The sequence below is a fragment of the Cohnella yongneupensis genome (assembly GCF_042655785.1).
Taxonomy (GTDB): Bacteria; Bacillota; Bacilli; order Paenibacillales; family Paenibacillaceae; genus Cohnella; species Cohnella yongneupensis.
Genome location: NZ_JBHSNC010000010.1, coordinates 318,963 through 325,588 on the forward strand (window position 1 = coordinate 318,963; position 6,626 = coordinate 325,588).

Here is a 6,626-nt window from a genome sequence, read left to right on the forward strand (position 1 = left end):
ATAGTTGAATATAGAATCGCACAAAGCAGGTGGTCACGCCACTATGAAATTTGCGATTTCCTTCTGAATGCATCGAAGCGCTTGCTCGGATTCAGCAAACCTCATCCTATTCGTCCTCATCCGCGTTATCCGGTCCGAACCGATCATAATCGATACCCTTCCAACCTAGCCCGTAAACAGGCGATTCGGAATGCAATCGATAATCGCCATTCGGCGCGTCTATGAACATCGGGTCCGCGCATAGCGTCTCTTCATCGAATTTGCCGCCGAGCAGAGAACGCCATGCTTCCCAGTCGTACGCTCCTCGTCCAAGCTCGTCTTCGGCTTCCGCGCGCAACGGCGGAATATCCCCCGCGACGCGACAGGGCTCGCCGTTACGCCAAAACAAGTTGCGATTCGCGGCCGCCAACCGATCCTCTTCCCAGTTTACGAAGTAATAGAGATATCGTCCCGAATCGCAGACGACGTTCCCTTCGGCCACGACCAGCTTATTCGCATCGCCAACCATCTCCTGCATGCCGATCGCGGCGATCGCCTGCGGATTGTCGACGAGCAAATTGCCGGCGATCCGGTTGCCGATGCCCTTCGAGAAGATCGTCATCCACAGCTTCCCTTCGCCCGTGCTGTATAGATGATCGAGCAAATTGCCCGTCACCGTAAATCCGTCCGAGGCGTCGTCCAAGTAGATGCCGAAGCCGAACGAGAAGTGAATGCCGCTGTGGTGAAGCCGATTGCCGTGAATCACGTTGCCGGTCCCCGGCCCCCACGCCTCGATCATCCCGCCGTCTTGACTGTCCGTCATCACGCTCGAGATGTCGTTGCCGATGATCCGGTTATTGCGCGTGTGCAAAAAATCATAGTGGTTATCCCAGGTTACCGGAATGCCGTATAACTTCTCCGGCATCGTGCCGTATCGCAAGCCTTTCATGGAGATGCCGTATCGGGGCATATCCGAAATCGCGTTGCGCGAGATTTCGTTATCGCCGCTCTGGAAAAGCAAGATGCCGCAGCCGTGCCCGATCAGTTCGCCGCCGTGAGCGATCCGGTTATGGGAAATCGTATGGCCGCGATTCGTATAGGAAGCTTCCGCAGTCGCAAACGGTCCTTCGCCGGGAGCATAGCCCGACGCGTAAATGCCGACATAACCGATGCGATCGATCTTATTTCTCTCGATCTTCACTTCCCGCGCATCGCGATCCAAGAAAATACCGCAAGAGCCCGAGTCTCGGATCTTACAACCGGTAATAGCAATTTGATCGGCGTTGTCTACATAAATAAGGCCCTCGCGATGCTCAGCGCGTTCGTCGTTCGCGTCCATCATGCGATATTCCCGAAAGCCGTCCGTGCACGCGAGCGTCAGCCCGAAAAGCTCGAAATCGCTCAGCCTTCGTTCGCCGCTTCGTCCTCGCAGCTCGATTAGACGCGTCACAGTCGGCGAGTAAATACGCTCCTCGTTCGGATCCATGTCCCCTTCTGCGCTTTGCTCGGGCCAATAATAGACGACCCCGGCGGCGTTATCTACATGATATTGTCCGGGATGCTTGAGAAAATCGAGCGAGCCCTGCAAGTAGTAACGGGATCCATGCCCTATCCCCCACGTAGCCTCCGACTCGAACAGCAGCAGGTTCGAAGCCCGATCCATCTCTCGGACGGCTTTCGTCTCGGAGAACCAATTCCACTCGCCTTCGCCCGGCCACACGAACGCTTGGGCATCATCAAGCCTTGCGGCCGAAGGTAGGTCTCCTTCGTCGAAGCGAATACCGAGCTTTTCCATGCCGCGTTCGGTATGACCCGTTCTATAATAACCCGTCGCAGGCAGCCTTGCTTTGCGAACGCGGCCGTTATCGGCGTACATCGTGTGGAACGCCTGCCCCGTAGGCAGCTTCGTCTTCCATATCGCGCCTTCGTGTCTCTCCCATCCGGACAACACCTTTCCGCCGACGAGCAGCGGCTTCTCGCCCGGAACATTGCGATATTTTACGCGAAAGCCATCTTTCCCCGCATCCCGATCATCGAATTGCAGCGTGCTTTCGATTTCATACGTTCCTCCGAATAGGTAGACGGTGACGTCCGCGGACATGCCTCCGGCGATTCGCTCGCGTACCGCGTCCCGTGCGCGGGCAACGCTCAAGAACGGCGCGTACAGGCTTCCAAGGGCTTCGTCGTTCCCGTATGGCGCTACATAGAAAGCATTTGATTCCAGCATGTTGGATCTCCTCCCGCATGTACGGCGAATCGTACGGGCTACTTAGCTTACCCTTCACGATTGTATGCCCCCAGCCGGCTTAGCGCCTACTGCAACGAATCGCTATCCTTTCGATAGCCACTGTTCATATTGCTAAAACCTATGATAAAAACTTTCCGCGCGCGTCCAGATGCGATACAATGTAACGAAATCATCCGAATTAATACATCATCGCATTAGAGAGAGGGAGAACCGACTGATGCCTTACCGTCTCATTGCCATGGATCTCGACGACACGCTGCTGACCGACGATCTAACCGTATCCGAACCGACGCGCCAAGCGATGACCGAAGCGATTGCCCAAGGCGCGCATCTAACGATCGCGACCGGACGCATGTTCGACTCCGCGCAGAAAATCGCCCGCCAAGTCGGGTTGAACGTACCGATCATCACTTATCAAGGCTCGCTGATTAAAAATCTCATGGACGAAGAAGTGCTTTACGAACGCTCTGTACCCGTCAGCGTAGCTTCGCGTCTGTACGACTACTGCGTCGCTAACGGCTTGCACCTGCAAAGCTACGTTGGAGATAAGCTGTATGCGCCGGAGGACAACGACCTTTTGAAAGGCTACGCGGCGCAATCCAAAATCCCTTATACGATCGAGCCGGATTTCAAGCGCATCATCGCCAGCGATCGGCAGACGAAGCTCCTCATCATCGACGAGCCTGCGCGACTGGATGCTTTGCTTCCGGTCATGAAGGAAATGTTCGGAACGGAAGCGCATATTACGAAGTCCAAGCCGAATTACTTGGAATTCATGCATCCGGAAGGGACGAAAGGTCACGCGTTGCGGTTTCTCGCCGCGCACTTCGGCATCCCGATGGAAGAGACGATCGCGATGGGCGACGCGATGAACGATCACGAGATGGTCGAAGCGGCCGGCCTCGGCGTGGCGATGGGCAATGCCGTACCGGCGCTGAAAGAAATCGCGGACTTCGTAACGTTCAGCAACAACGAGGACGGCGTGAAGCACGTATTGGATAAGTTCGTGCTGAACGTTTAAATAAGAGGCTACAACAGAACAGGGCAACGCCGGGTGATCTTCACCCTGCGATGCCCTGTTCTCATATAAGCGCATGATTATGCATGACTTCCTATTCCCCGGACAACGCGTTACGCGTGGCGAGTATCCACTTCGACGTGTCGAGCGGATTGACGCCGCGTCTTGCGCGTGTTGCTTCGACATCCGCAGGGCAATCTTGATAGCCGCCGAAGAAAGTCGTCAGCGTACCCCTGCCCTTCGTGAGCGATCCGAGCCTCGCCGGAAAATCGAGCGACGTAGCGACGGGAAGCATGCCTTCCAGTTCCATTCTGCCACCGCGCACGACGGGCGTGTCGAACGTGCCGCGCATGAGCACGAGCTCGCTCATGATCTTGCCGCCGAACTCTTCCGGCGTCGACAGCCTGTAGCTGAGCATCGGCTCTAGCAGCTTCGTCCCCGTATTCACGAGTCCGTCCATGATGCCCATCGGCGTAGCTACGACCCAATCGAGCGGATGCGTATGCCAGACGTGATGCTCGCCTTCGACGAGCGTAATCTTCAGATCGGTAACCGGCCAGCCGCGAAGCCCTTGCTCCAACGCCTCCGGCACCCGCCTTGCCACCTCGTTCTGATAACGCTCCAGTAGCCGTTCCGTCCGAACGACGGAGCTATACGATAAGCCGCTTCCTCGCGGCAAAGGTTCGATCCGGAACCGCAAAATCGCCCAACATGGCTTAGGCATCGTATAGGCAACGAAGCCCTCACCTGCCGCAACAGGCGTCTCCTTATAAATAACCGACGGTTCGTCGAAAGTGACTTCCAGCCCGAACCGGCTGGCCATCATCTGCGCCAGCACCTCCACCTGAATCGGCCCCATCACTTTAAGATGAAGCTCCCGGTCTTCCGGCACCCACTGTACGTCGAGTTGTGGATCTTCGTCCGCGAGCTCTTGGAACGCCGCGACGACGTTCGCGTATTCCGCTTCGTTGCGCCAGTGCGCTTGCACCGTGAGCAAAGGCTCCGCCAGACGCCGTGCCCCCGGCACGCCTTCCGCCGACCCGACGACATCGCCGATCCGCGCCCGGCTCCAGCCGTATACCGCCGCGATATCTCCGGCGCGAAGCACGCCAACGTCTTCGCTTCGCTGTCCGTCGATTTTGCGGATTTGCGTGATTTTTTCTTCTATGCCTTGCATATCGTTACGCACTAAATCCCTGTTGCGCAGCGTGCCGCCATAGAGGCGAACGTAGGCGACTCGCCCCATCGTCGGATCCTTGTCCAGCTTGAACACGATGCCGGACAGTGGAGCTTCCAAATGACCGGCAGGCGCCGGAAGCAACGCGACGATCGCGTCCATCAGCTTATCTACGCCGATGCCGCGACTCGATGCCCCATAGAGCACCGGGAACAGGTTGGCAGCGTTGGATGCGGCGATCAGCGCGGGCACCAGGTCCGCGTCCGGAAGCGCCCCTTCCGAGAGATACCGCTCCAAGAGCGCGTCGTCATGAACCGCGACGGCATCGGCCAATTGATCGCGCGCCGCCTGAACGGCGGGTTCTATGATGGACGGCGTCTCCCCCCGCAACTCCCAATCGACCAAATCGACCGCGCCCGCGAAATCCGCTTCGACTTTCGTCACTGCTTGAATCGGAACCGCAACATCCGTTAGCAGCCTGCGGATCTCGTCCAACACCCGCTCCGGATCCGCTCCGATGCGATCCAGCTTGTTCACGTACAACAGCGTCGGAATGCCCAAGTCGCGAAGCGCTTGCCAGATGACTTCGGTCTGCGCCTGCACGCCTTCGACGGCAGATATAATGAGGACGGCCCCGTCCATAACGCGAAGCGAACGCTCGACTTCCGACAGGAAGTCGACATGTCCCGGCGTATCGACCAAATTCACTTCGATGTCCCGCCAGACGAATCGGGTCACCGCCGCGCGCACGGAGATGCCTCTCTTCCGCTCGACCTCCAGCCAATCCGTCTGAGCCGTGCCCTCGTCTACGCTGCCCAGCGATCGGATGCTGCCGCTGCGATATAAAATTTGTTCCGTTGTCGTCGTTTTCCCAGCATCAACGTGAGCGAAGATGCCTACATTGCGTAGCTGCCTGCTTGGATTGCTCATACGCCGTCTCCCGTGTATACCTATTAAACGCCGTCCCCTTCGCCTAAGCGGCTGTCGCTGCTTCGGTTTCGTGAACGGCGTTACGGATTATTATTGAGGTCTTAGGCTCTTCTCCAGCGTCAACGCCTTCACCGAACCGGTAGGACGTACGACCAGCTCTTGGTCGACGATCTCGTAGCCGAGATCCTGGTACATTCTCACGTTATTTTGAACGGTCTGGCGCACTTTGCAGCGGCTGGCGTTCATGCCTTTGGAAGTGCCCTGGTGTTCGATCCACTTCACTAGTTGCTTGGCATAGCCTCTAAGGCGCTTGGACGGAATGACCGACAAGCGGAAGAAGTAGATCGCATCGCCTTCGAATTTGTAGCGCACCATCGCCACCGCCGTATCGTCCTCATACAGGATAGCCGCCGATTCGCCGCCGTTTTGCAACACTTCGAGAATGCCTTCGCTCGTCTCTTCCAAAGCGCTGGATGGCGGTACGGTTACGCGGTATTCTTCGAACGAGATCAGCATTAGCGCGTGGATCGTGTCCGCGTCCTCGGGTACCGCTTGGCGAATCGTAACTTCGAGGCCGGTCTTCGCTTTCGATTTAGGCTTGTCGATCGCTGCGGGTTTGCTTTGTTTTACCTCGGCTTCGTCTTGCTCGTCGCCTTCGGACAATTCCGAATCAGACTCCCCATCCGACTCCTCGTCATCTGACGATTCCTCTTCAGAGTCGTCTTCTTCGGCTTCCGGTTGCGGTTTGTTTTGGAAATATACGCGGGTCGATCTTAAGAAGAAGAGCAGCACGATGATTACTGCGGCAACAACCTGAGCCATGGTCGTCAGCATCATAACAAGAGCGACTGCACTTAACATCGCAAATAGGTGTTTGCGTTTACGGATGAAAATAATTAATGCTACTCCAACTAAGAACTCTAATGACACTGTGATAGTGATGCTTTGAAGTCGTGCAGCAGTAATATCCTCAGGCACTTTTGCGTTTATCAGCTGAGGTATAAACATGATTGTCATGATCAGCTTAAGGTAAGTAAGGAGTAACATAGTTCGTACGCTGGTTGGTCTTTGCAAAGGTAAGCCTCCTAGTAGAAGTCGTCCACATTATTCTAGCAAAAAAAGCCGGGCTTCGCACGCATGGTCAAGACCCCATTTAGTGGACAGATAAAAAAGCCTAGGCTACAAGCTGGCGTCGGTATTCAACCGGAGTCAGCTTGTTTAGTTTCCGCTGTGAGCGTTCCTCGTTATAAAAACGTATGTATTCCTCAATTCGC

5 protein-coding genes are annotated in these 6,626 nt (G+C 56.1%); 1 reads left to right on the plus strand and 4 read right to left on the minus strand.

All coding sequences use genetic code 11. From position 1 onward, the window contains the following. Positions 1-106 precede the first annotated feature (106 nt). Positions 107-2,206: a right-handed parallel beta-helix repeat-containing protein gene (locus ACFPQ4_RS04310; protein WP_378110523.1), complete on the minus strand. Its 2,100-nt coding sequence runs from the start codon at positions 2,204-2,206 to the stop codon at positions 107-109. A gap of 235 nt (positions 2,207-2,441) precedes the next feature. On the opposite strand from ACFPQ4_RS04310, the gene ACFPQ4_RS04315 reads away from it, so the two are divergent. Next, on the plus strand, positions 2,442-3,248 hold the full coding sequence (locus ACFPQ4_RS04315) for a Cof-type HAD-IIB family hydrolase (protein ID WP_378110541.1): 807 nt from the start codon (positions 2,442-2,444) through the stop codon (positions 3,246-3,248). 91 nt (positions 3,249-3,339) lie between these two features. Here ACFPQ4_RS04315 and ACFPQ4_RS04320 read toward each other — a convergent pair whose 3' ends face one another. The 3 genes from ACFPQ4_RS04320 to ACFPQ4_RS04330 form a co-directional block, all read right to left on the minus strand. Then, a complete protein-coding gene (locus ACFPQ4_RS04320; protein ID WP_378110525.1) occupies positions 3,340-5,352 on the minus strand; it encodes a GTP-binding protein in 2,013 nt (670 codons plus the stop codon). 90 nt (positions 5,353-5,442) lie between these two features. After that, a complete protein-coding gene (locus ACFPQ4_RS04325; RefSeq protein ID WP_378110526.1) occupies positions 5,443-6,189 on the minus strand; it encodes a GNAT family N-acetyltransferase in 747 nt (248 codons plus the stop codon). 337 nt (positions 6,190-6,526) lie between these two features. Further along, entirely contained in the window at positions 6,527-6,622 is a 96-nt protein-coding gene (locus ACFPQ4_RS04330) for an IS3 family transposase (RefSeq protein ID WP_378110542.1), read from the minus strand. Positions 6,623-6,626: the final 4 nt, after the last annotated feature.